General features: G+C 61.1%; 20 protein-coding genes. 5 read left to right on the plus strand and 15 right to left on the minus strand.

What is annotated here, in order from left to right; all coding sequences use genetic code 11:
• Nucleotides 1-46 precede the first annotated feature (46 nt).
• The 4 genes from dnaX (at nt 47) to recR (ending at nt 4,508) form a co-directional block, all read left to right on the plus strand.
• The gene (gene dnaX, locus CD58_RS09100) at nt 47-2,113 is read left to right on the plus strand and encodes a DNA polymerase III subunit gamma/tau (protein WP_025212711.1); all 2,067 of its coding nucleotides are present in this window, start codon (nt 47-49) and stop codon (nt 2,111-2,113) included.
• Between the two features lie 64 nt (nt 2,114-2,177).
• Nucleotides 2,178-2,516 carry a YbaB/EbfC family nucleoid-associated protein gene (locus CD58_RS09105; protein ID WP_025212712.1) on the plus strand — a complete coding sequence of 113 codons (339 nt, stop codon included), beginning with the start codon at nt 2,178-2,180 and terminating at the stop codon, nt 2,514-2,516.
• Between the two features lie 288 nt (nt 2,517-2,804).
• Entirely contained in the window at nt 2,805-3,839 is a 1,035-nt protein-coding gene (locus CD58_RS09110) for an NADP-dependent oxidoreductase (protein WP_025212713.1), read from the plus strand.
• Nucleotides 3,840-3,905: 66 nt separating this feature from the next.
• A complete protein-coding gene (gene recR / locus CD58_RS09115) occupies nt 3,906-4,508 on the plus strand; it encodes a recombination mediator RecR (RefSeq protein ID WP_025212714.1) in 603 nt (200 codons plus the stop codon).
• A gap of 125 nt (nt 4,509-4,633) precedes the next feature.
• Here the strand turns inward: recR and CD58_RS09120 are convergent, their stop codons facing one another.
• From CD58_RS09120 to ccoG, 8 genes are all read right to left on the minus strand, one after another.
• On the minus strand, nt 4,634-5,182 hold the full coding sequence (locus tag CD58_RS09120) for an adenine phosphoribosyltransferase (RefSeq protein WP_025212715.1): 549 nt from the start codon (nt 5,180-5,182) through the stop codon (nt 4,634-4,636).
• Nucleotides 5,183-5,267: 85 nt separating this feature from the next.
• Complete coding sequence (fnr, locus tag CD58_RS09125; RefSeq protein WP_025212716.1) at nt 5,268-6,002, minus strand: fumarate/nitrate reduction transcriptional regulator Fnr; 735 nt, start codon at nt 6,000-6,002, stop codon at nt 5,268-5,270.
• Nucleotides 6,003-6,096: 94 nt separating this feature from the next.
• On the minus strand, nt 6,097-7,479 hold the full coding sequence (hemN, locus tag CD58_RS09130; RefSeq protein ID WP_025212717.1) for an oxygen-independent coproporphyrinogen III oxidase: 1,383 nt from the start codon (nt 7,477-7,479) through the stop codon (nt 6,097-6,099).
• Nucleotides 7,480-7,675: 196 nt separating this feature from the next.
• Nucleotides 7,676-8,359, minus strand: a complete 684-nt coding sequence (locus CD58_RS09135) for a sulfite exporter TauE/SafE family protein (RefSeq protein WP_025212718.1) — start codon at nt 8,357-8,359, stop codon at nt 7,676-7,678.
• Nucleotides 8,352-8,570, minus strand: coding sequence for a cbb3-type cytochrome oxidase assembly protein CcoS (gene ccoS / locus CD58_RS09140; protein ID WP_025212719.1), 219 nt, complete (start codon nt 8,568-8,570; stop codon nt 8,352-8,354). The genes CD58_RS09135 and ccoS overlap by 8 nt, the downstream gene beginning before the upstream one ends.
• 24 nt (nt 8,571-8,594) lie before the next feature.
• Complete coding sequence (locus CD58_RS09145; RefSeq protein WP_025212720.1) at nt 8,595-11,045, minus strand: heavy metal translocating P-type ATPase; 2,451 nt, start codon at nt 11,043-11,045, stop codon at nt 8,595-8,597.
• Nucleotides 11,046-11,208: 163 nt separating this feature from the next.
• Nucleotides 11,209-11,748: a FixH family protein gene (locus CD58_RS09150; RefSeq protein ID WP_025212721.1), complete on the minus strand. Its 540-nt coding sequence runs from the start codon at nt 11,746-11,748 to the stop codon at nt 11,209-11,211.
• Between the two features lie 11 nt (nt 11,749-11,759).
• Nucleotides 11,760-13,175 (minus strand): cytochrome c oxidase accessory protein CcoG, encoded by a 1,416-nt coding sequence (gene ccoG / locus CD58_RS09155; RefSeq protein ID WP_025212722.1) that lies wholly within the window; start codon nt 13,173-13,175, stop codon nt 11,760-11,762.
• A 326-nt stretch (nt 13,176-13,501) separates the two neighbouring features.
• On the opposite strand from ccoG, the gene CD58_RS31395 reads away from it, so the two are divergent.
• Nucleotides 13,502-13,675, plus strand: coding sequence for a hypothetical protein (locus CD58_RS31395; RefSeq protein ID WP_235195296.1), 174 nt, complete (start codon nt 13,502-13,504; stop codon nt 13,673-13,675).
• A gap of 162 nt (nt 13,676-13,837) precedes the next feature.
• Here the strand turns inward: CD58_RS31395 and CD58_RS09160 are convergent, their stop codons facing one another.
• The 7 genes from CD58_RS09160 to CD58_RS09190 form a co-directional block, all read right to left on the minus strand.
• Entirely contained in the window at nt 13,838-14,197 is a 360-nt protein-coding gene (locus tag CD58_RS09160; RefSeq protein WP_025212723.1) for a DUF6124 family protein, read from the minus strand.
• A gap of 665 nt (nt 14,198-14,862) precedes the next feature.
• Complete coding sequence (locus CD58_RS09165) at nt 14,863-15,873, minus strand: hypothetical protein (protein WP_025212724.1); 1,011 nt, start codon at nt 15,871-15,873, stop codon at nt 14,863-14,865.
• A 6-nt stretch (nt 15,874-15,879) separates the two neighbouring features.
• Nucleotides 15,880-20,277 carry an RHS repeat-associated core domain-containing protein gene (locus tag CD58_RS09170; RefSeq protein ID WP_025212725.1) on the minus strand — a complete coding sequence of 1,466 codons (4,398 nt, stop codon included), beginning with the start codon at nt 20,275-20,277 and terminating at the stop codon, nt 15,880-15,882.
• Nucleotides 20,278-20,362: 85 nt separating this feature from the next.
• Nucleotides 20,363-20,773, minus strand: a complete 411-nt coding sequence (locus CD58_RS09175; protein WP_025212726.1) for a type II toxin-antitoxin system VapC family toxin — start codon at nt 20,771-20,773, stop codon at nt 20,363-20,365.
• A complete protein-coding gene (locus CD58_RS09180; RefSeq protein WP_025212727.1) occupies nt 20,773-21,027 on the minus strand; it encodes a type II toxin-antitoxin system Phd/YefM family antitoxin in 255 nt (84 codons plus the stop codon). Before CD58_RS09180 ends, CD58_RS09175 begins: the two co-directional genes overlap by 1 nt.
• A gap of 148 nt (nt 21,028-21,175) precedes the next feature.
• Nucleotides 21,176-22,159 (minus strand): cytochrome-c oxidase, cbb3-type subunit III, encoded by a 984-nt coding sequence (ccoP, locus tag CD58_RS09185; protein WP_025212728.1) that lies wholly within the window; start codon nt 22,157-22,159, stop codon nt 21,176-21,178.
• Entirely contained in the window at nt 22,156-22,341 is a 186-nt protein-coding gene (locus CD58_RS09190) for a CcoQ/FixQ family Cbb3-type cytochrome c oxidase assembly chaperone (RefSeq protein ID WP_003175465.1), read from the minus strand. Before CD58_RS09190 ends, ccoP begins: the two co-directional genes overlap by 4 nt.
• Nucleotide 22,342 lies beyond the last annotated feature (1 nt).

Here is a 22,342-nt window from a genome sequence, read left to right on the forward strand (position 1 = left end):
TCCGCTAGCATTAGCCGCTTATGTTCCTTCGTTGCGACGGTTTTCGATGAGTTATCAGGTTCTTGCACGTAAATGGCGTCCGCGCTCGTTCCGCGAAATGGTCGGCCAGACCCATGTGCTCAAGGCCCTGATCAACGCCTTGGACAGCCAGCGGCTGCACCATGCCTATCTGTTCACCGGTACCCGTGGGGTGGGCAAGACCACCATCGCGCGGATCATCGCCAAGTGCCTGAACTGCGAAACCGGCATTACCTCCACGCCTTGCGGGGAGTGTTCGGTCTGCCGGGAAATCGATGAAGGTCGGTTCGTCGACCTGATCGAGATCGACGCCGCCAGCCGCACCAAGGTCGAAGACACCCGCGAGCTGCTCGACAACGTGCAGTACGCGCCGAGCCGTGGGCGCTTCAAGGTCTACCTGATCGACGAAGTGCACATGCTCTCCAGCCATTCTTTCAATGCGCTGCTCAAGACCCTCGAAGAACCGCCGCCCTACGTCAAGTTCATCCTGGCCACCACCGACCCGCAGAAACTTCCTGCGACGATTTTGTCGCGGTGCCTGCAGTTCTCCCTGAAGAACATGACGCCGGAACGGGTCGTCGAGCACCTGACCCACGTGCTGGGCGTCGAAAACGTACCGTTCGAAGACGATGCGCTGTGGCTACTGGGCCGCGCCGCCGATGGTTCGATGCGAGATGCCATGAGCCTGACCGACCAGGCCATTGCTTTTGGTGAAGGCAAGGTCATGGCAGCCGATGTGCGGGCCATGCTGGGCACTCTCGATCACGGCCAGGTCTATGACGTGCTGCATGCGTTGATCGAAGGCGATGCGAAGGCGTTGCTCGAAGCGGTGCGTCACCTGGCCGAGCAGGGCCCGGACTGGAATGGCGTGCTCTCGGAAATCCTCAACGTGTTGCACCGTGTCGCCATCGCCCAGGCCTTGCCTGATGGCGTCGACAACGGCCACGGGGACCGTGATCGCGTGCTGGCCCTGGCCCAGGTGCTGCCCGCCGAGGACGTGCAGTTCTACTACCAAATGGGTCTGATCGGTCGTCGTGACCTGCCCTTGGCGCCGGACCCGCGCGGCGGCTTCGAAATGGTGTTGCTGCGAATGCTGGCGTTCCGACCGGCCGACACGGCGGACGCCCCGAGGCAACCGCTAAAGCCAGTGGGGATCAGCCAGGCCACAGCTGATTCCGCCAAGCCAGTGGCTGCCGCGCCCGTCGTTGCGCCGGCAGTCGCTCCGGCTCCGGTGGCTGTGGCCGAACCGGCCCCGACGCCTGTCCTTGCACCCATTGAGCCCGCGCCTGAACCGGTCGTCGAGGCCGTGCCCGAGCCGGTCGCCGAAGCGGTGATTGATCTGCCCTGGAACGACCCGGTCGAGCCCGAGATCGTCCAGCAGCCCGCTGTGGAACCGGTGTTGGAAACCACTGCCGAGCAGCCCGAATTGCCGCCGATGCCGTTGCCGACGCCCGATAGCGTGGTGCCCGATGCGCCGGAGTGGGTTGCTGCCCCGGTGCCTGAGCCGACAGTGGCCGACGTTGATGTCGCCACGCCGGGCATGGACCTGGACGACGAGCCTCCGCTGGACGAGGATTACATCGAGCCGGACATGGATTCGGCCTACAGCTACCTGGACGAGCTGGCCAGCGAGCACGCCGCCGAGCCAGCACCGGAGCCTGAGCCGGAACCCGCGGCGATGCCGGCCACCGGGCTGGCCCTGCAATGGCTGGAACTGTTCCCGAAACTGCCGATCACCGGCATGACCGGCAGCATCGCCGCCAACTGCACGTTGATCTCCGTGGAGGGGGACCACTGGCTGCTGCACCTGGACCCGGCCCACAGCGCGCTGTTCAACGCGACCCAGCAGCGTCGTCTCAACGATGCGCTGAACCAGTACCACCAGCGCACCCTGACGCTGAGCATCGAGCTGATCAAGCCTGAGCAGGAAACCCCGGCCCAGGCCGCCTCTCGCCGCCGTGCCAACCGTCAGCGCGAAGCCGAGGAGTCGATCCATGGCGATCCGTTCATCCAGCAAATGATGCAACAGTTCGGCGCCGTGGTTCGTCACGATACTATCGAACCTGTCGAGGCCCCGGTTATCCAGGGCTCATAACTGAAAGCGCCGGGCCGAACGGGCCGGGCGTGTAGTTTATCCAAGTACTTTCGAGGTGATTCCCATGATGAAAGGTGGCATGGCCGGCCTGATGAAGCAGGCGCAGCAGATGCAGGAAAAAATGGCCAAGATGCAGGAAGAACTGGCCAACGCCGAAGTCACCGGCAAGTCCGGTGGCGACATGGTGACGGTGGTCATGACCGGCCGCCACGACGTCAAGCGCGTCAGCATCGATCCGAGCGTGGTCGAAGGCTTGAGCGAAGACGACAAGGAAATGCTTGAAGCCCTGTTCGCCGCTGCGGTCAACGATGCCGTCCGCAAAATCGAAGCCAACAGCCAGGACAAGATGTCTGGCATGACCGCCGGCATGCAACTGCCACCGGGCATGAAACTGCCGTTCTGATTCGCCATCCCGGTCGGGATGGGCTACACACAATGCCAGGCATCGCGCCTGGCATTTTTGTTTCTGTCCAAGGCAATGTGGTGGCTATGAGGCCGCTATCGCGAGCAAGCTCGCCCCCACACTGGATTGAAGTGTTCTCAATTGTGAGGTTCATCGCAGGTCCTATGTGGGAGCGAGCTTGCTCGCGATGCCGTCACTGCGGTCCAACCAAACAAACATCGAACGCCGCCCCCTCGGCAATGGTCTGCTCCCTATACGTGTCACTCAACGATCAAGGAGAACGCTTCCATGTCCCAAGCATCGACCTCCAACCAGCGCATCGTCCTCGCTTCCCGCCCCAAGGGTGCGCCCACCCCGGACAATTTCCGCCTTGAACAGGTGGCGCTGCCGGACTTGGTGGACGGGCAGATCCTGCTCAAGACGCTGTTCCTGTCCCTGGACCCCTACATGCGCGGGCGAATGAGTGACGCACCGTCCTACGCCGCACCGGTGAAAATCGACGAAGTGATGACCGGTGGGGCTGTCAGCCGCGTGGAGCGCTCGATGCACCCGAAATTCCAAGAGGGCGATCTGGTGGTGGGCGCCACGGGTTGGCAGAGCCACAGCATCAGTGAGGGGCGCAACGTAATCCCCATCCCGTCCGGAATGCCCAGCCCGTCGATGGCCTTGGGTGTGCTGGGCATGCCGGGTATGACCGCGTACATGGGGCTAATGGACATCGGCCAGCCCAAGGCCGGGGAAACCCTGGTGGTGGCGGCGGCTTCGGGCGCCGTGGGCTCGGTGGTCGGCCAGGTGGCGAAGATCAAGGGCCTGCGAGTGGTCGGTGTGGCGGGCGGCAAGGAGAAATGCCAATACGTGGTCGACGAGCTGGGGTTCGACGCCTGCGTCGATCACAAGGCTGAAAACTTTGCCGAAGCGTTGGCCAAGGCTTGTGACAAGGGCATCGACATCTACTACGAAAATGTCGGGGGCAAAGTCTTCGACGCGGTGGTGCCGTTGCTCAACGCCAAGGCGCGCATCCCGCTTTGCGGCCTGATCTCGGCCTACAACACGCACGAAGCGCCGAGCGGTCCGGATCGCTTGCCGCAACTGCAGCGTACCTTGTTGAACAAGCGCGTGCGGATCCAGGGTTTTATTGTGTTTGACGATTACGGTGACCGCCAGCCGGAGTTCATCAGTGCCATGGCGCCCTGGGTGCGCGATGGCAAAGTCAAGTTCCGCGAAGACGTGGTCGATGGCCTGGAGAATGCGCCGCAGGCCTTTATCGGTCTGCTGGAAGGGCGCAACTTCGGCAAGCTGGTGGTGCGGGTGGCGCAGGATTGAGTATTTGACGCTAATCGGAGGCGCGGGTATAAACCGCGTCTCGTTGTTATGTCGGACATTTCCTCCATGAGCTTCAGCCCTTTGATTCGCCAACTGATCGATGCCCTGCGAACTTTGCCAGGTGTGGGTCAGAAAACTGCCCAGCGCATGGCGTTGCAATTGCTTGAGCGTGATCGCAGCGGCGGTTCGCGCCTGGCCCAGGCCCTGAGCCAGGCCATGGAAGGGGTCGGGCATTGCCGTCTATGCCGCACTCTCACGGAAGACGACCTTTGCCCACAATGTGCCGACCCGCGTCGGGACGACAGCCTGCTGTGTGTCGTGGAAGGGCCGATGGATGTGTACGCGGTGGAGCAGACCGGTTTCCGGGGGCGTTATTTCGTGCTCAAGGGCCATTTGTCACCGCTCGACGGCTTGGGCCCTGAAGCCATCGGCATTCCGCAGTTGGTCGCCCGGATTGAAGAGGCGGGCACGTTTACGGAAGTCATTCTCGCCACCAACCCGACGGTCGAAGGCGAAGCCACCGCCCACTACATCGCCCAGTTGCTGAACAACAAAGGCCTGATCGCCTCCCGCATCGCCCACGGCGTGCCGTTGGGTGGCGAGCTGGAGTTGGTGGACGGCGGGACGCTGGCGCATTCGTTTGCCGGGCGCAAGCCGATCGCGTTGTAACCTCTACACAGTACCTGTGGGAGCTAGCTTGCTCGCGATGGCGGTGGATCAGTCAACATCTATGTGACTGATAAATCGCTATCGCGAGCAAGCTAGCTCCCACAGGTTCAGTGGTTGTCTGGCAACTATCTTTCGCTGAGCGAAAACTGCGTCAAGCAGAATGTCGCAATCCCCATGTCTTCCAGACGCTGGGAACCGAGCAATTCTGGCAAATCAATAATCGCCGCCGCTTCGTGGACCTTGGCGCCCATGCGGCGGATCAGGTTGGCGGCGGCGATCAGCGTGCCGCCGGTGGCGATCAGGTCATCGAACATCACCACCGAATCACCCTCGCACAGGCTGTCGGCATGCACTTCCAGGAAGGCTTCGCCGTATTCGGTCTGGTACCCCTCGGCCAGCACATCCGCAGGCAGCTTGCCTTGCTTGCGGAACAGCACCAGCGGTTTGTTCAATTGATAGGCCAGGATCGAACCGATCAGGAAACCGCGCGCATCCATCGCGCCGATGTGAGTGAACTCGGCCTCGACATAACGGTGAGCGAAGCTGTCCATCACCAGCCGCAGGGCGGTGGGGGACTGGAATAACGGGGTAATGTCGCGAAAGATCACGCCTGGCTTGGGGAAGTCGATCACGGGGCGGATCAGGGATTTGATGTCGAAGGAGTCGAAGACCATCGGGGGAGTCCTGGGTGAGCTGCAAACGCGGCAGTATAGCGCGGCTGGGGCTATCCCTCAGCCCCCCCGCAGCCGCGCTTGTCCGTCAGCCGTCGAGCGAGCCGCCGGCCAGGGCGCAGAGCTGGATCGGGTCGAGAATGTGAATTTCCTTGCCTTCGGCCGCGATCAACTCATTCTGCTGGAAACGGGTGAACACCCGGGATACGGTTTCCACCGCCAGGCCCAGGTAATTGCCGATTTCGTTGCGCGACATACTCAGGCGGAACTGGTTGGCCGAGAACCCGCGGGCGCGGAAGCGTGCCGAGAGGTTGACCAGGAACGTGGCGATGCGCTCGTCGGCGGTTTTTTTCGAGAGCAACAGCATCATTTGCTGATCGTCACGGATTTCCCGGCTCATGACCCGCATCAACTGGCGACGCAGTTGCGGCAACTGTATGGCCAACTCGTCCAGGCGATCAAAGGGAATTTCGCACACCGAGGTGGTTTCCAGCGCCTGGGCCGAGACTGGATGGCTCTCGGTGTCCATCCCGGATAACCCCACCAGCTCGCTGGGCAGGTGGAAGCCGGTGAGCTGCTCTTCGCCGCCATCGCTCAGGTTAAAGGTTTTCAAGGCGCCCGAGCGCACGGCATAGACGGAATCGAAGGTGTCGCCCTGACGAAACAGGAATTCACCTTTTTTCAACGGGCGGCCCCGTTTAACGATGTCGTCCAGCGCTTCCATGTCCTCCAGGTTCAGCGAAAGTGGCAGGCAGAGGGGGGCCAGGCTGCAATCCTTGCAATGGGCCTGGCTGTGAGCGCGCAGTTTGACTGGCTCGGACATTTCTTAAATCCTTGTGGGAAATCACACATAAGGCGTAAGGGTACCCCAGCGCAGGCACTCCGGCCAGTGTGGTTTCGTCGTCAAATTGTCGCGCTCAGATGACTCGGGAGAAGCGTTGTCGATTTTGCTGCTCCAAGTAGGCATCGAACACCATACACACTGATCGCACCAACAAGCGCCCAGCGGGCAGTACCTTGATGTGTGTGGTGTCGACCTCGATCAGCCCATCCTCGGCCATCGCCTGCAATTGCGGCCACAACGGCGCGAAGTAGCCGTAGAAATCGATATTGAAATGTTGCTCGATCTCGGCGAAGGCCAGGTTGAAATGGCAGATCAGCTGCTGGATTACCGCACGCCGCAACCGGTCGTCGGTATTGCATATGAGCCCACGACTGGTCGCCAATTGCCCGTCGGCGAGGGTGTTCTGATATTGATTCAGATCGCTGCTGTTCTGGCAGTACAAATCGCCGATCTGGCTGATGGCGGACACACCAAGGCCGATCAGGTCGCAATGACCATGGGTGGTGTAACCCTGGAAGTTGCGCTGCAGTGTGGCTTCTTCTTGGGCGATCGCCAATTCATCGTCGGGCAGGGCGAAGTGGTCCATGCCGACGTAGCGGTAGCCGGCGGCGGTCAGTTGCTCGATGGTGCCTTGCAGCATGGCCAGTTTCTGCTCCGGGCTCGGCAGGTCCTGGCTGTTGATGCGCCGCTGAGGCATGAAGCGTTCTGGCAGATGGGCGTAGTTGAACACCGAGAGCCGGTCCGGTTGCAGTTCGATGACCTCCTGAACCGTGCGGGCGAAGTTGTCCGGGGTCTGTTTGGGCAGGCCGTAGATCAGATCAATGTTGATCGAGCGGAACTGCAGGGTCCGGGCCGCTTCGATCACTGCGCGGGTTTCTTCCAGGCTTTGCAGGCGATTGACGGCGCGTTGCACGGCCGGGTCCAGGTCTTGCAGACCGATGCTGACCCGGTTGAAACCCAGTTCCCGCAGCAGGCCCATGGTCGACCAGTCGGCTTCGCGAGGGTCGATCTCGATGCTGTAGTCGCCGGAATCGTCGTCCAACAGGTGAAAATGCTTGCGCAACTGGGCCATCAACTGGCGCAGCTCGTCGTGACTGAGGAAGGTGGGGGTACCGCCGCCCAGATGTAACTGTTCCACGCGCTGGGCCGGGTCCAGGTGACAGCTGATCAGCTGGATTTCCTGTTCCAGGCGTTGCAGGTAGGCGTGGGCGCGGCCACGGTCCTTGGTGATGACCTTGTTGCAGGCGCAGTAGTAGCAAATGTTCGCGCAGAACGGCACGTGCACATATAGCGACAGCGGCCGCAAGGCCTTACGACTGTCGCGCAGGGCGTGGAGTAGATCGAAGGTGCCCACCTGGCTGCCAAATTGCGCCGCGGTCGGGTACGAGGTGTAGCGTGGTCCCGCCAGGTCGTAACGGCGGATCAGGTCTGTGTCCCAACGAATGGCGTCGAGCATGCGGGCGTTCCCCGGATAGGCTGGCATGGGTGCGAGTCTAGGGGTGTAGGCGCGGGGTGGTTTTGATTTGCGTCAACAGGGCACAGGTGTTGTCGATGATGGCCTCATCGCGAGCAAGCTCGCTCCCACATTTGCTCGACGGCGCTCACCGGTCTCCTGCGGGAGCGAGCTTGCTCGCGATGGGGGGGCGATTCGGTCAATGGCCCATCAGCCAATGTTGATGCGGCCCCGGCAGTGTCCAGAGACCAAAGACAATCACCAGCAACCCACCGGCCATGCGTACGCTGCGTTTGCGCAGCAGGGCAGTGACGCGTTCGGCGGCCAGGCCGGTGGCGAGCAGCACTGGCCAGGTGCCGAGGCCGAAGGCGAGCATCAGCAGCGCGCTGTCCAGTGCATTGCCTTGGCTGGCGGACCACAGCAGGGTGCTATAGACCAGTCCGCACGGCAACCAGCCCCACAGCGCGCCGAGCAGCAAGGCCCGGGGCAGGCTCGACACCGGCAGCAAGCGGTTGGCGACGGGCTGGATGTGCCGCCACAAGCCACGCCCGACGCTTTCGATACGGGTCAGGCCGCTCCACCAACCCGCCAGGTACAAGCCCATGGCGATCAGCAGCAAACCGGCCAGCACGCGCATGATCATCGCCGCCGGGCTGTTGGCCACGGCCCAGCCGGCCAGGCCGATCAGCAATCCGGCGGTGGCGTAGCTCAGGATTCGCCCCAGGTTATACGCCAGCAGCAGCCGGAAGCGCCGGCTGCGCTGTTCCTTGGGAATCGCCAGGGTCAGGGCACCCATCAGGCCGCCGCACATGCCCAGGCAATGACCACCACCGAGCAGGCCAAGGATGACCGCCGAGACCAGCAGTGGCGCCAGATCAAGCATGGGGCGGGGCCTTGTCGTCCGGTTCGCGGGCCTGGCCGCCAGCCTCATCCACCGCAGCCTTGTGGTTTGGGTCCTGATCGTCGAACAGAATGCTGTGGGCCGGACCGTCGAGGTCGTCGTATTGCCCGCTGTCCACCGCCCAGAAGAAAATGTACACGGCGATGGCCACGATCAGCAGCGCGGCCGGGATCATCACATAAAGAGCTGGCATTTCAGGACTCCATGCCCGCGCGGCTCAGGCCGGCAGCGGGCGGGTATCGGGGGTGGCGTCGATCACCTGCGCCTTGGGCTGACGGGTCAGCCTCAGCGCATTCAACACCACGGTCAACGAACTGATGGACATGCCGACCGCGGCCCACACCGGCGTAATCCAGCCGAGGGCGGCGAACGGCAACATGAGGCCATTGTACAGCCCTGCCCACACCAGGTTCTCGATGATTACCCGGCGGGTGCGCCGGGCCAGGTTGAAGGCGTGGATCAGGGCGCCGAGGCGGTTGGACAGCAGCACCGCGTCGGCGCTGGTCTTGGCCAGATCGGTGGCCGAGCCCATGGCGACACTGATGTCCGCCGCCGCCAGCACCGGTACGTCGTTCACGCCATCGCCGAGCATCAGCACCTTGCGGCCCTGCTGGTGCAACTGCTGCAACACGGCCAGTTTGTCGTCCGGACGCAGACCGCCCCGGGCCTCGTCGATGCCCAGTTCGGCGGCGACGCTGGCCACCATCGGCGAACTGTCGCCGGACAGCAGCAGCGTCCGCCAGCCCCGCGCCTTGCAGGCCGCCAGCAGCGCCGGGGCATCGGCGCGTAGGCGGTCGTCGAGGACGAACCAGGCCAGCGGCCCGGTGGCATCGCCCAGTAGCAACCATTGTCCGGGTTCGTCTGGCATCACCGGTATTGCCGCGCCACTGAGCTCACAGACAAAGCCGGGATGGCCGATGCGCAGGCGTTGTTTGTCGACCAAACCTTCGAGTCCTAGCCCCGGGGTGCTCTGTACGTGCTCGGCGGCCAGTGGCGCCCGGCCAAAGGCACGGGCGATGGGGTGCTCGGAGCGGTTTTCCAGGGCCGCGGCCAGGCCCAGGCATTGATCGCTGTCCAGGGCCGCCAACGGTCGAATGGCGCGCAAGGCCAAACGACCTTCAGTGAGGGTGCCGGTCTTGTCGAAAATCACCGTGTCGATCTGGTTCAGGCCCTCCAGCACATGGCCACGAGTCAGCAGCAGGCCAAGTTTGTGCAGGGTGCCAGTGGCGGCGGTGAGGGCGGTTGGCGTGGCCAGCGACAGGGCGCAAGGACAAGTGGCGACCAGCATTGCCAGGACGATCCAGAAGGCGCGTGAGGCATCCAGCTGCCACCACAACAGCCCGATGGCGGCAGCAGCGACCAGGGAGAACAACAGGAACCACTGGGCGGCGCGATCGGCGATTTCCGCCAGTCGCGGTTTCTCGGCCTGGGCCCGCTCCAGCAGCCGCACGATGGCCGACAAGCGAGTGTCCTGTCCAAGGGCCAACACCTCGACCGTCAACGCACCTTCGACGTTCAGCGTGCCTGCGGTGACTACGTCGCCTACCTGGCGGGGTTGTGGCAGGTATTCGCCGGTCAGCAGCGATTCGTCGATGCTGGACTGGCCCTCGAGAATCTTGCCATCGGCCGGTAGGACTGCGCCGGGATGCACCAATACTCGGTCGCCGGTGCGCAATTCGCTGAGCAGGATGCGTTCGCTCTGGCCGTTATCCTCCAGGCGCAGGCACGATGCCGGCAACAGATTGACCAGTTGTGCGGTGGCGGCAGCGGTACGCTCCCGAGCCCGACGTTCCAGGTAACGACCGGCCAACAGAAACAGGGCGAACATGCCCACGGCATCGAAATACAGCTCGCCAACGCCGGTGATCGACGTCCAGATCCCGGCGACGTAAGCGCCGCCGATGGCCAGGGACACCGAAACGTCCATGGTCAGGTGGCGGGTGCGCAGGTCGCGCATCGCGCCTTTGAAGAACGGCGCGCAGCTGTAGAAGACAATAGGGGTGGTGAGGAACAGCGCGACCCAGCGCAGGATAGTGTGCATTTCCGGGCTCAGGTCGATGTTGAATTCCGGCCAGGTGGCCATGGTCGCCATCATCGCCTGGAACCACAGCAGCCCGGCTACGCCCAATTGGCGCAGGGCCAGGCGGTTTTGCGCGGCAAGTTGTTCGCAAGCCTGGTCGGCCTGGTACGGGTGGGCGACGTAGCCGATCTGGCGCAACTCGGCGAGCATCGCACTCAACGGCAGTTGAGCGTCGGCCCAGCGCACCTGCAGGCGATGATTGGACAGGTTCAACCGCGCCTCGGCCACGGCAGGCAGGCTGCGCAGTTGTTTTTCGATCAGCCAGCCGCAGGCGGCGCAACTGATGCCTTCCATCAACAGGGTGGTTTCGGCCAGCTCGCCGTCATGGCGCACGAACGATTGCTGTACGTCGGGGCGATCGTACAGCGCCAGTTCATCGGTCAGTTGGACGGGCAGGGTCTCGGGGTTGGCCGATGCTTCGCTGCGATGCAGGTAATAACTCTCCAGGCCACCGGCCACGATAGCCTCGGCCACCGCCTGGCAGCCCGGGCAGCACAGCTCGCGGGTTTCACCGAGGACAACGGCGGTGAAGCGACTGCCGGCGGGAACGGGCAGGGCGCAGTGGTAGCAGGGCTGTGGAGTGTTCATGGTTGTCGCATGAAAGCCTTTTGTGGCGAGGGAGCTTGCTCCCGCTCGGCGGCGAAGCCGTCGTGATCTGAGAACTCGGTAGGCCTGAGAAGCGCGGTGGGCCGAACAGTAGGGCCGCTTCGCGGCCCAGCGGGAGCAAGCTCCCTCGCCACAGGAAAGCGGCTTACTTCTTCAGGTCTTCAGCGCCTTGCAGCGGTTCATCGCCGAGCAGGATGGCCTGGTCGTGGTTGATCTGTTCCTCTTCGAACAGGCGCCAGGTCTTGTCGTTCTCCACACCCAGCAATTCGACAAAACGCCGGCCCTCGATCTTGTCCGTTAACTGGCCGACGTACCGCCCCGGTTCGCTGTCATTGCGGGTCAGGACGATCTTGCGGTCCTTCTCCGGCTGGGTCGGCGAGATCAGGCTCAGTTCCAGGGTCTGGGGACGGCTGTTGCCGTTCAGGCGCAGGTTCACTTCACCGGTGACGTCGTCCAGTTGCGCATTGGCATGCAGTTGCAGGGTCTGGGCCAGCAGTTCGCGCTCCAGCGAGCGGTTGATGCCCTTGCCGGCTTCGTAATAGTTGTCGTTGACCAGGTTGTCCGGATTCTTCACCGCAATGGTCACCATCGTCAGGCTCAGTGTCACCGAACAGGTCAGGATCGCAATGATGATCCACGGCCAGAGGTGTTTGTACCAAGGGCTGGTGGCGGTTGCTGCAGGCATGTTCATTTCTCTCAACGAGTTTGTGGGCCGATGAACCGGCTCTTGGCTTCGATATGTACGCTTTCGTCATCGGCATCCTTGAGGATGAAGGTCACCTCATTGGTGCTCGATGGCAGTTGTTCCGGTGCGCTGGACAATTCCACCGGCTGGCTGAAGATCTCGCCGGCCGCGACTTTGATTTCCCGTCGGCCTTGCAGCTTCAGGTCAGGCAGGCCGGCGGCTTCCAGGACGTACGTATGGTCGCGCTGGTCTTTGTTCATGATCTTGAGGCTGTAGACGTTCTCGATCCGGCCCTCGGCATTTTCGCGGTACAGCACGCGGTCCTTGCTGACGTCGAAACCCACCAGCGAACGCATGAAGAACGCCGTCACCAGCAAACTGATCATTGCCAGCAAGACCAAGGCATAGCCGATCAGGCGCGGGCGCAGTTTATGGGTTTTCTGCCCCGACAGGTTGTGTTCGGTGGTGTAGCTGATCAGGCCGCGGGGGTAATCCATCTTGTCCATGATGTTGTCGCACGCGTCGATGCAGGCTGCGCAACCGATGCATTCGATCTGCAGGCCATCGCGAATGTCGATGCCGGTAGGGCAGACCTGGACGCACATGGTGCAGTCGATGCAATCGCCCAGGCCCAGGGCTTTGTAGTCAACGCCCTTCTTGCGCGGGCCACGGCTTTCGCCGCGACGCGGATCATAGGACACGATCAGCGTGTCTTTGTCGAACATGACGCTCTGGAAGCGGGCGTAAGGGCACATGTAGATGCACACCTGCTCACGCAGCCAGCCAGCGTTGCCGTAGGTGGCGAGGGTGAAGAAACCGACCCAGAAATACGACCAACCGTCGGCCTGGCCAGTGAAGAACTCGAACACCAGTTCGCGGATCGGTGTGAAGTAACCGACAAAGGTCATGCCGGTGACGAAACCGATCAGCAGCCACAGGCTGTGCTTGGCGAGCTTGCGCAGGAGCTTGTTGGCGCCCATGGGCGCCTTGTCGAGCTTGATGCGCTGGTTGCGGTCGCCTTCGGTGACTTTCTCGCACCACATGAAGATCCAGGTCCACACGCTTTGCGGACAGGTGTAGCCGCACCATACCCGCCCGGCATAGACCGTAATGAAAAACAGGCCGAAGGCTGCAATGATCAACAGCCCGGACAGCAGGATGAAGTCCTGGGGCCAGAAGGTCGCGCCGAAAATAAAGAATTTACGCTCCGGCAGGTTCCACCAGACGGCTTGATGGCCGCCCCAGTTCAACCAGACCGTACCGAAATACAGCAGGAACAATAACCCGCCGCCTACCATCCGCAGGTTGCGGAACAGGCCGGTGAAGGCGCGGGTGTAGATTTTTTCCCGAGAGGCATAAAGGTCGACGGTTTTGTTCGCGTCCTTGGCAGGCGGGGTAACGTCATGTACCGGAATCTGGTTACTCATCAATTGCATCCCACGGCAGTGGAAAGTGCCAAGGCCAGTACGTGCCGACCACGGTCACAAGGGTTGTTGCAGTGGCGCAATGATACGCCTGTCGCTCTAACTCAAGGGTGCGACCTTTGGTCGCGTTGGGGGTAAGGGCACAATGGTGTAGTGGGATGTAACAAGTCTTGACCCAAGTCAATTGACTATAGACATTCCATGCGCTGGAGGACAAATGTGAGGGCGTGCTGACTGATTCCGCGCGCCCTTTTAGGCCAGATCAATCACACATCCAGGAAAGCCACAGGCCCCAACGCGTCAGCTTTATGGAGTAGAGGCGGTTCCAATTGGCCATCGGGCAGTTGGGTCTGGATCAGGTGGCCGAGTTCGTCGTAGTGGTGCTGCAGGCTGTCGATGGCACTGTTTTCGGCGAGCAACTGGCCGAGGGCGTCGTAGGCGAAGCTCAGGGTTTGCGCGTTGCTTTGCCGGTTGGTAAAGGCGGGTTACACGCCTGCTTTTGAGGTGTAGGCGATCCGTGGCGAGGGAGCTTGCTCCCGCTCGGCGGCGCAGCCGTCGTAAACCGGCTGATGCGGTTTATCTGGAGAATGCGTCAGCCTGTTTTGGGGCGGCTTCGCCACCCAGCGGGAGCAAGCTCCCTCACCACGGGATTGATGCTGTAGCGGCTAACGTGGGTCGACGTTATCGAGCACTCGGTTGGCCAGCAATGAACTCAGTTCAATCAGTTGCTGGATGCCGAGGGCGATGTGGCGGCGGGGGCCTTCCAGGTCGAAGGCCAGGTTGCTGATCATCGCGTCCGCGGATGCCAGGTTTTCGCTGAGGTTGGCGAGCAGGCATTCGTTGTCGGCGTTTTTTGCCACGGTGAAGAGCTGGTCCGGTTTGGATGCATCTTCGGACTTTTCCGGTTTGGGTAGCAGGTAGTGATCCAAGACGCGTTTGGTGGTTTCGTCGTGCTTTTTGGCTTTGGATTTGGTTTGCGAGGAAGTGTTGTCTGTTTCCGGAGGGTTTGGAGTTACTTTGAACATAAGCTGGAATCCTCGAGTTAGGCCGCGACCCATTCCCTACTAAAAGAAGGGTGGCGGCTGTACGCAGGTTAGTAGACCGGGGATTCCAGCATTGCCGGCGCGCCGAAGCGCCCTGCGCACAGCCACCATCAAGGACAGGAATTGGAACACCTGCCTGAGTGGAGAGCTCATGCATCTTGCGGAAAACCTCGGGCTACTAAACCCGACCACTGATGGGCAGTGGCAGGGAAACGATAGAACCCATGGGCAAGGCGCACAAGCGGGCGGATTCTGGCGTAGTTGTAGGCAATGGCGCAAGGATTCGTAGCTGGGTGGAAGTGTTGCGGAGGGAGAATAAACAAGCCTTTGTAATGCCCCAGGATCCGTGGCGAGGGAGCTTGCTCCCGCTCGGCGGCGCAGCCGTCGTAAATCGGCTGATGCGGTTTGTCTGTAGGAATGCGCCGGCCGTTTTGGGGCGGCTTCGCCACCCGGCGGGAGCAAGCTCCCTCGCCACGGGGATTTGTACTTAGCCTGCGCCTGGTCATGTGTTCGCAGGCGCCAGGTGGAATGGCTTGTTGCCAATTTGATCTAGCTGCCAGGGTTTTCCTGAGCACAGCCGAATCCAGGCTCTGATTATTTTTGTGCGCTGCAAGAAGAGGTGTCAGGACCACGCATGCATCAAGTTTCTACTGGCTGTACAAGATGTTGTAGAACGAGGTTTGCTCATCGTTGATCAAGGCAAGATCCTGCCCCGTGGTAATTTTTTTGAACAGCGCTTTGTCGACCACCATCCGACGCCTGATGATCACCTCCAGCAATTGGCCGAACAACGCTTCATCACGGACGTGTTTTTTCAGTTTTAGAACGTCGCGAGGTTTGTCTTTCAGGATGTGAAAGGCGTAATTCATCACAACCATATTGGAGACGAACAGGTTTGCCGTTGACTGAAGCGGATTGACCGCGTCGATCAAAGCGTCAAATATTTTTTTTCGGTCATGAGCGTACACGAGCAGAAATACATCGGGGTACATAAGCTCGCTGTGACGATCATTGATCGCGAAGCGGTAATGAGTCTCGTCGGGCTCGGTGAGTAATCTGACGGTGCTTGTTTGAAAGGTTTTCAACGTACTGAGCAGCTCATGCTCTTTCCTGCTGTCGGCCTTGATCGTTTTGTAGACCCGATCAATCACATCCAGAAAAGCCACGGGCCCCAGCCCGTCGGTCGCCATCATCAGTTGATTACCTTCGATGCTGAACCGGCAATAAGCCTCGTCATCAATGCTCAATTCAAAAAGCAGAAACCTGAGCATGTAGTTCCTCAGGTGCGCATGCGCATCCAGGGCGCAGTTCTTCAAGCTGATCAGCTGGATCAGGTAGAAGAAAATAAAGTATTGCTTGTTGGTTCGTTGGCGGTTATCGATTTCAAGCAGGTAGCCAAAACGCGACAGGACCAGCAGGAGGGCGTAGCAGTCGGGTTCCGTGAAGCCGTTCTTCAACATGGCTTTTTCGAAGGCGCTGACGGAAAACAAATCATGCCAGCGGCTAACGCTGAAGGGAGCGCCATTGCGTTTTCTGGCGACAACGGTCAGCAGCGCAGGCTCGTCTTCTTCGTAAAAAACAGCACCCAACGCCTTCGGATACGGCCGGGCGTTCAGGAAGTTCTCAAGCTTGTAGGAGAGAAGATCGAATATGTCCATCTGGTGTTATCCGCAGGTCTTCCATTTTCCGTTCGGGCCTTTCTTCTCGACACGAAATGACGTAATGGTTTTATTGAATTTATCCAACATTCGGAAACCGATGCCTCTGGCCTTGGGCTCATTCGTCTTGGACAGCACACCATCTTTCAGGCCCGTCTCTTTATAGTCAACGGTTGAGATGTCCTTGTGATTGTTTAGCATGCTCACACCTTCGTTATTGACGGTGGCCACTACCCGATACTTTTCATTGCCTGGGTTGAATCCCGGGTTACTGTCCTGGTTGACCCAGACCGCTTTCTCTCCTCGGATATTCGGAACCAGGCCACCTTTGCCTCCGTTGGCAGCCTTGGACGAGACGGTTTCGCTCTCGCCCATGTACCGGATAATCTCATTCTCTTTGAGCCCCAGCGGGTCGATCCAGGTAAATGGATTCGGTGCGTAGCGATAAAGATTCAGGCTTGCGGCCAGGCCCAACGGGTCGGGCGTGGTAAAGCGGCCTATGTCGGGATCATAGAAGCGGAAGGTGCTGTAGTGCAGGCCCGTTTCCCGGTCCAGGTACTGCCCCTGAAACCGCAGGTTCTGTTCTTCGATGTAGTACGGTTCACGGACTTCATCGGCGGTGTTGCCCCATACATGGTAGAGAGCGTGCCATAGCGGATGGCCGTCACTTTCCGTCAAGGCTTGTGGCAAACCATTGGGGTCGTTGTGGTAATAGCGGATGCGTTGATGTTCATCGATGCCGTCGACGCGGGCCAAGGGCTCGTGACTGTCGCCGATGTAAAGGTACAGGCTGGTCAGGCTATTTTTATGTTCCTTGAGTAATTGCAGGCCATCCCAGTCGAAACGCGTGCAGGTGATGAGACGTCCGTTGTCATCGTGTTCGGTTTTCTCGATCCTTCGACCCAACGGGTCATAGCGCATCCTGACGATGCTTTCACCGTCGGATTTGTGTGTTCGAACTTCAACCAACCGATGATCCGAGTCGTAGCTGAAACGCTGCAGGCCATGCCGGCTGCTGCGCTTTTCAATCATTCGGCCAAAGCCATCGTAGCGATAGTGCTTGTTCTGATAGCGCTTGAGTTGGTTGTGCGTAACCCGCCCACCTGTACCCGGTGAACTGTCGAGGAGATTGGCGGCGGCATCGAAGGAAAATGTTTCATTCTGGCCTTGTCGAGTGCTCTGACTTGCCAGGATCCGGCCCGTCACATCGTAGTGCAGCAATTGGCGTTGTTGACCTTTTGGCAGCCGCTCAAGGCGCCCCACCAGGTGGTCACCAAGATCAAACTCGAAATGGGTCTGATCGGCTGCCGGGATCAACGCTGGTTGGCTGGTATGCCGACGTTGGCGGCTGCGTAAGCGCCCGCTACGGTCATACTCACTCCGTGTGCTGATTTGGCCTTGGGTGCGCAGTACCTCTCGATGCAGCCTATCGCGTTCGAAGTCGCTGATGACCTGTCCATCGAGGTTGATTTGGTGCAGATGACCACTGCCGTAGTACAGACGGTTGACCCAACGGCCATCGGGTAGGTGGGTCTGGATCAAGTTGCCGAGTTCATCGTAGTGATGCTTCAGAACACCTGCTGAACTCTGCTCCTCAATCAGATAACCCAGAGCGTCATAGGCAAAGCCCAGTCGTTGTTCGTTGCCGTCGTTATCGATGACCGTGGCTTCGATTAGCTGATTCAACGGGCTATAGCTGTACCGAGACTGTCCATCAGGGGTGATTCGGGTTGTCAGCCGGCCGATGGCATCACGTTCTAACTGATGAACAAGGGGCTTTTCACTGGGCTGATAATCACCTCGCGGCGCGGCGACGGTTTCGACTCGTTTTACGTTGTTGAGGGCGTCGTATGTGTAGCCCTTGGCGCTGCCATCAAGGTTGCGCTGTTCGGCCAACCGATCCCCGGCATCCCAGGCAAACCGATAACTCTCGCCATTCTCGTTGGTCAGCGCCTGCAGCCGGCCGAAGCTGTCGTAGGCGAACTGCACCTGCCGGCCCTGGGCGTCGGTGCGTTGGCGGACCTGGCCGCGGCGGTTGTGCTGGTAACGGGTGGTATGTCCGGCCGGGTCGGTGTAGCCGATCAACTGGCCGGCGACGTCGCGCTGGTACTGCTCTGTGCGACCGTCCGGCAACTGGCTGCTGAGCAGCCGGCCTTGGGCGTCGTAGCTGAACTGGGTGCGCTCGCCGAGGGCGTCGGTGATGGTTTGCAGGTAGCCGCGCGGGTCATAGCTGAACCGGGTCGGGTAACCCGAGCAATCGACGTGCTCCACCAATTGCCCGAACGGGTTCCAGCGCAGCTGCTTGCTTTTGCCGGTGGCGTCGATGATTTCGATGACCTGGCCGTGGGCGTCGTAGCGGTAGCGGGTGACGTGGCCCAGCGGGTCGGTCTCGGCGATGCAGTTGCCGCGTTGATCGTAGCGGTACTTCCAGCTATTGCCGACGGCGTCAGTGTCCACCAGCGGTAAGGACCAATGCTCGAGCCAGAGGGTGGAATCGCTGCGGCCCAGGGGGTCGGTTTCGCTGATCAGGTTGCCGGCTTCGTCGTAGCTGTAGGCGTAGCGTCCGCCCTGTGGGTCGGTGGCGTTGAGCAACTGGCGTTCGTCATTCCACTCGAACAGCCAGGTCTGGCCGACGTTGTCAGTGTATTGGGTGATCTGGTGCTGGTGGTTCCACTGCCGTGTGCTGACGCGTTGCAGGCTGTCGGTGATACGCGTGGTGCCGGCCTTGAGGTCGTAGTCGAACTGGTAGGCGTCGCCCTCGTCGGTCCAGTGGCGAACCACGCGCCATTCCTGATCCTCGATCAAGGCCCAGTCATAAAAGCAGCGCAGGCCGGTGGGCAATTGGTGTTCGACCATGCGCCGCCCGGCGTCGTAGCTGAAGCGCCGTTGCACCTGGCCGCTGGCGTCGCGTACTTCGGCGAGATTGCCGGCGGAGTCGTAGGCATAACTGACCAGCACTTCGCGCGGTTGGTCCGGGTAGAGGCGTTCGATCTGGCTGACGTGGTCGTGCTCGCGGACCAACTCGACTTGCACCAGATCGAAGGTATCGCGCAGCCGCACCAAGCGTCCGGCCTCGTCGTAGTCGAGGTAGATGCGGTTGTCGTTGCGGTCACCCAGTTGGCCCAGGCGCAAATGCGAGGGGTTGGCCGGCGTGGGCTCGAACAAACGGTACAGGCCGTCGTCGCTTTCGATCAGCAACTGTCCGTTGACGTGGCGGCGCACGGCCAGGCCTTCACCGGCACTGAACACCGCACCGCCCAAGGGGATCGACCCCATATCGATGGGCCGGCCCTGTTCATCGGTGTACACCAGCGTTTCGCCGCCCTCGGGATGGGGCAGGATTTGCACCTGGACTTCGTAGGCCACGCTCCAGCCAGCCCCGAACAAGCTGTCGCGGCGTTCGTCGCGGCTGTTGTAGACGCGTTGCCAATCGATGGGCAGCAAGCCCGGCAAGACGAAGTCCAGTTCTTCATTGCCGCCCAGCACCTTGGCGCCGGTGGCGGCGTGCACCGGGTTCGACGATCCCAGCGCCGCGTTGGCCGCGGCGTTCGCGGCACTGCTGGCAGCCATGGACACCGCGCCGCCGACCAGCATGCACGGCAGCTTGCTGAAGAATTTGCCCTTGCCACCCTTGAGCATCAGCAGCGCGGTGACCGCCAGGCCCACGCCTGGGGTCTTGCCGCTGCGGATCTCGCGCACCACCACCGAACCGCCGCCGATGATCACGTTTGGGGAGATCAGTCCGGCCGATACCACCGTCGCATCGCAGGTGCTACGGTCGCCGCTGCGCACGGCGGGCTGGCCGTTGATGGTGACCTTGTCCGAGCCTTCAGCCAGGAACTGCGGCGGCATCGGCGGGTGTTTCATGCAGACGATCATGTCCAGCGGCTTGGGCACGGCGCCGGGGGCAGGCGTGGCGACGGTGGGGCGCCACATCTGCGAGAAGAAGTTTTCGGCCATGTCCAGGTAGCTGGGCTCGGCTTCCGGCTCGGGTGCCTCAAGCTCGGTGCCGGCCGGGGCGACATGGGATTCAATCGCCCCGGCGGCGCGGGCCGCGGGGATGTTGTTGGTGAGGGTGTTGGTGGAGCCGGTGAGAATGTTGGCCTGCACCGTGGGCGGAAAGAGGGCGTTGCCGATGCCCTCGCATAAATTACTTAAACCTTTGTCGGCTCCGGTCTTGCTCATGGCCAGGCCGACAATGGTGCCGACCACCAGGCCAAGCACGACGCAGCCCAAGCCGCCGGTGACGACAGTGATGCCAGTGGCGGCTACGACGGCAGCGGTGGCCACGGCGGTGATCGCGATATTCGCCGCCACCTCCAGCACGCCGCCAAGGATGTCGGCCATCATCGAGGTGTGGTTGAGTGCATCGCCCAGGCGGGCCGCCCAGAGCGCGTCAGACATGGCGGGGGCTCATGCCGGCAGATGTGTTGCCTTCCATTGCGCCTATCTCCTTGGCAATGTATTGAGGAACTGTCGCTAGGATGTCTCAGCTAGACCACGGATCAAGCAACGCCACGCCGCAGCCCTGGAAATCCGTCACATTGCGGGTGACTACGGTCAGTCCATGAACCAGCGCGGTGGCAGCAACCAATGCATCGCATTCATTGCTGCGATCCGGAACGTGCAGGCGAGCGCAGCGTAGCGCGACGGCGCGGTCGACCGCCAGGATTCTTCCGGCGAATGCGGGCATGACATGGTTGTCCAGCCATGCGCGCAGACGGCTGCCTTGCGCCGGGTCCTTGCGTTCGAAGCGCAACACGCCTGTTTCCAGTTCCAATACGGTAATTGCCGAGAGGTAAAGGCTGGGGGCGGGCACGCTACGCGCCCAGGCCTGTACGTTCTTATCGGCTTGAGGCTTGCGCAGTTCCGAAATGACGTTGGTGTCGAGCAGGTACATCAGGACAGGTCCACCGATCGAGGAGAGATGACGGCACGTTCGGTATCGAAATCAATATCCGGCGTGTCGGGCATGACCAGCAACTCGACAATGCTGGTGCCGATGCCGGTCAGTTTCTGGTACTCCTCAATGCTTAGCAGCACATGGGACGGCTTGCCACGGTCGGTGATGATGACCGGCCCCTGGCGGGTGGCTTTTTTGGCACCACTTGTGTCGTGGTTGAATTCGCGGCTGGAAATGGTGGTGATGGACATGGCGGCGTCCTCGATAAAACTAAATGTAGGCACGTTACTACCGCTGCTGATTGCGGGCAAAGATAAAACCATTGCCCTGTCGCACCGGCAAATAAAAAGGCCCCGTCAACGTTGGTTGACGGGGCCTTTGGTACATCAGGCGTTGGCTTTACTGGGCGTCAGCCGCAGGAGCCTTTTCTCCGTGAGACAGGCTGTAGACATAGGCGGCCAGCAAGTGGACCTTGTCGTTGCCTTGCAGATCGGCCTGGGCAGGCATCTGGCCCTGGCGACCGTAGCGGATGGTCTGCTGCAGCTGGGCGAAACTCGAGCCGTAGATGAACGCAGCCGGGTGCGTCAGGTCAGGTGCGCCCATGGCTGGCGTGCCTTTGCCGGCAGGGCCGTGGCAGGCCACGCAGTTGGCGGCAAACAGTTTCTGGCCATTGGCTGGATCGGCCTTGGCGCCTTCCGGCAGTTTGCGGCTGTGCAGGCCGGTCACCAGGTAGGCGGCCACGTCGGCAACGCCTTGCTCGCCGACCACGGCAGCCCAGCCTGGCATCACGGCGTGACGACCGCCCATGATGGTGGTCTTGATGGTTTCCGGCTCACCGCCCCAGCGCCAGTCGGCATCGGTCAGGTTGGGGAAACCATAGGCACCCTTGGCGTCGGAACCGTGGCAGACCGAGCAGTTGGAGGCGAACAGGCGGCCACCCATCTTCAGGGCCTGCGGGTCCTTGGCGACTTCTTCAATCGGCATGGAAGCGAATTTGGCGAAGATCGGGCCGAACTTGGCGTCCGAGCGAGCCATTTCCTTTTCCCACTCGTGGACGCCCGTCCAGCCGGTCTGGCCGTTGGCGAAGGCGGTCTGCTTTTCGTTGTCCAGATAGTTGTAGCCCGGCAGCAGGCCTTTCCAGTTGCCCAGGCCAGGGTAGAGCACCAGGTAACCGAGAGCGAACACAATGGTGCCCACGAACAGCATGAACCACCATTTCGGCAGCGGGTTGTCGTACTCTTCGATGCCATCGAACGAGTGACCAACGGTCTCGTCCGTTTGTTCGGCGCGCTGGCCCTTGCGGGTCGACAGCAGCAGCCAGGTCAGGGCGAAGATCGTACCCAGACTGAGGACTGTGACGTACAGACTCCAGAACGTAGTCATTCTTTGTTACTCCTAGAAGCTTGCTCGACGTGCTTGATGGCTTCGGGATCATCCGCGAACGGCAGCAAGGTCGCGTCTTCAAACTCCGACTTGCGCTTGGGGCTGAACACCCACAGGGCCAGACCGATAAAGGCCACCATCACGACGACGGTGCCCAGGCCACGAATCATCCCGATATCCATC

The organism is Pseudomonas brassicacearum, from assembly GCF_000585995.1.
Classification (GTDB): domain Bacteria; phylum Pseudomonadota; class Gammaproteobacteria; order Pseudomonadales; family Pseudomonadaceae; genus Aquipseudomonas; species Aquipseudomonas brassicacearum_A.

Excerpts from the sequence above, each read along its gene's own strand:
- CD58_RS09160 (WP_025212723.1), bottom strand. The coding sequence starts at position 14,197 with ATGTTCAAAGTAACTCCAAACCCTCCGGAAACAGACAACACTTCCTCG.
- CD58_RS09180 (WP_025212727.1), bottom strand. The coding sequence starts at position 21,027 with ATGTCCATCACCACCATTTCCAGCCGCGAATTCAACCACGACACAAGT.
- CD58_RS09190 (WP_003175465.1), bottom strand. The coding sequence starts at position 22,341 with ATGGATATCGGGATGATTCGTGGCCTGGGCACCGTCGTCGTGATGGTG.
- CD58_RS09175 (WP_025212726.1), bottom strand. The coding sequence starts at position 20,773 with ATGTACCTGCTCGACACCAACGTCATTTCGGAACTGCGCAAGCCTCAA.
- ccoP (WP_025212728.1), bottom strand. The coding sequence starts at position 22,159 with ATGACTACGTTCTGGAGTCTGTACGTCACAGTCCTCAGTCTGGGTACG.
- ccoG (WP_025212722.1), bottom strand. The coding sequence starts at position 13,175 with ATGAGTAACCAGATTCCGGTACATGACGTTACCCCGCCTGCCAAGGAC.
- CD58_RS09105 (WP_025212712.1), top strand. The coding sequence starts at position 2,178 with ATGATGAAAGGTGGCATGGCCGGCCTGATGAAGCAGGCGCAGCAGATG.
- hemN (WP_025212717.1), bottom strand. The coding sequence starts at position 7,479 with ATGCTCGACGCCATTCGTTGGGACACAGACCTGATCCGCCGTTACGAC.
- CD58_RS09150 (WP_025212721.1), bottom strand. The coding sequence starts at position 11,748 with ATGCCTGCAGCAACCGCCACCAGCCCTTGGTACAAACACCTCTGGCCG.
- CD58_RS09170 (WP_025212725.1), bottom strand. The coding sequence starts at position 20,277 with ATGTCTGACGCGCTCTGGGCGGCCCGCCTGGGCGATGCACTCAACCAC.
- CD58_RS09120 (WP_025212715.1), bottom strand. The coding sequence starts at position 5,182 with ATGGTCTTCGACTCCTTCGACATCAAATCCCTGATCCGCCCCGTGATC.
- ccoS (WP_025212719.1), bottom strand. The coding sequence starts at position 8,570 with ATGCCAGCTCTTTATGTGATGATCCCGGCCGCGCTGCTGATCGTGGCC.
- CD58_RS09165 (WP_025212724.1), bottom strand. The coding sequence starts at position 15,873 with ATGGACATATTCGATCTTCTCTCCTACAAGCTTGAGAACTTCCTGAAC.
- dnaX (WP_025212711.1), top strand. The coding sequence starts at position 47 with ATGAGTTATCAGGTTCTTGCACGTAAATGGCGTCCGCGCTCGTTCCGC.
- CD58_RS09145 (WP_025212720.1), bottom strand. The coding sequence starts at position 11,045 with ATGAACACTCCACAGCCCTGCTACCACTGCGCCCTGCCCGTTCCCGCC.
- CD58_RS09110 (WP_025212713.1), top strand. The coding sequence starts at position 2,805 with ATGTCCCAAGCATCGACCTCCAACCAGCGCATCGTCCTCGCTTCCCGC.
- CD58_RS09135 (WP_025212718.1), bottom strand. The coding sequence starts at position 8,359 with ATGCTTGATCTGGCGCCACTGCTGGTCTCGGCGGTCATCCTTGGCCTG.
- fnr (WP_025212716.1), bottom strand. The coding sequence starts at position 6,002 with ATGTCCGAGCCAGTCAAACTGCGCGCTCACAGCCAGGCCCATTGCAAG.
- recR (WP_025212714.1), top strand. The coding sequence starts at position 3,906 with ATGAGCTTCAGCCCTTTGATTCGCCAACTGATCGATGCCCTGCGAACT.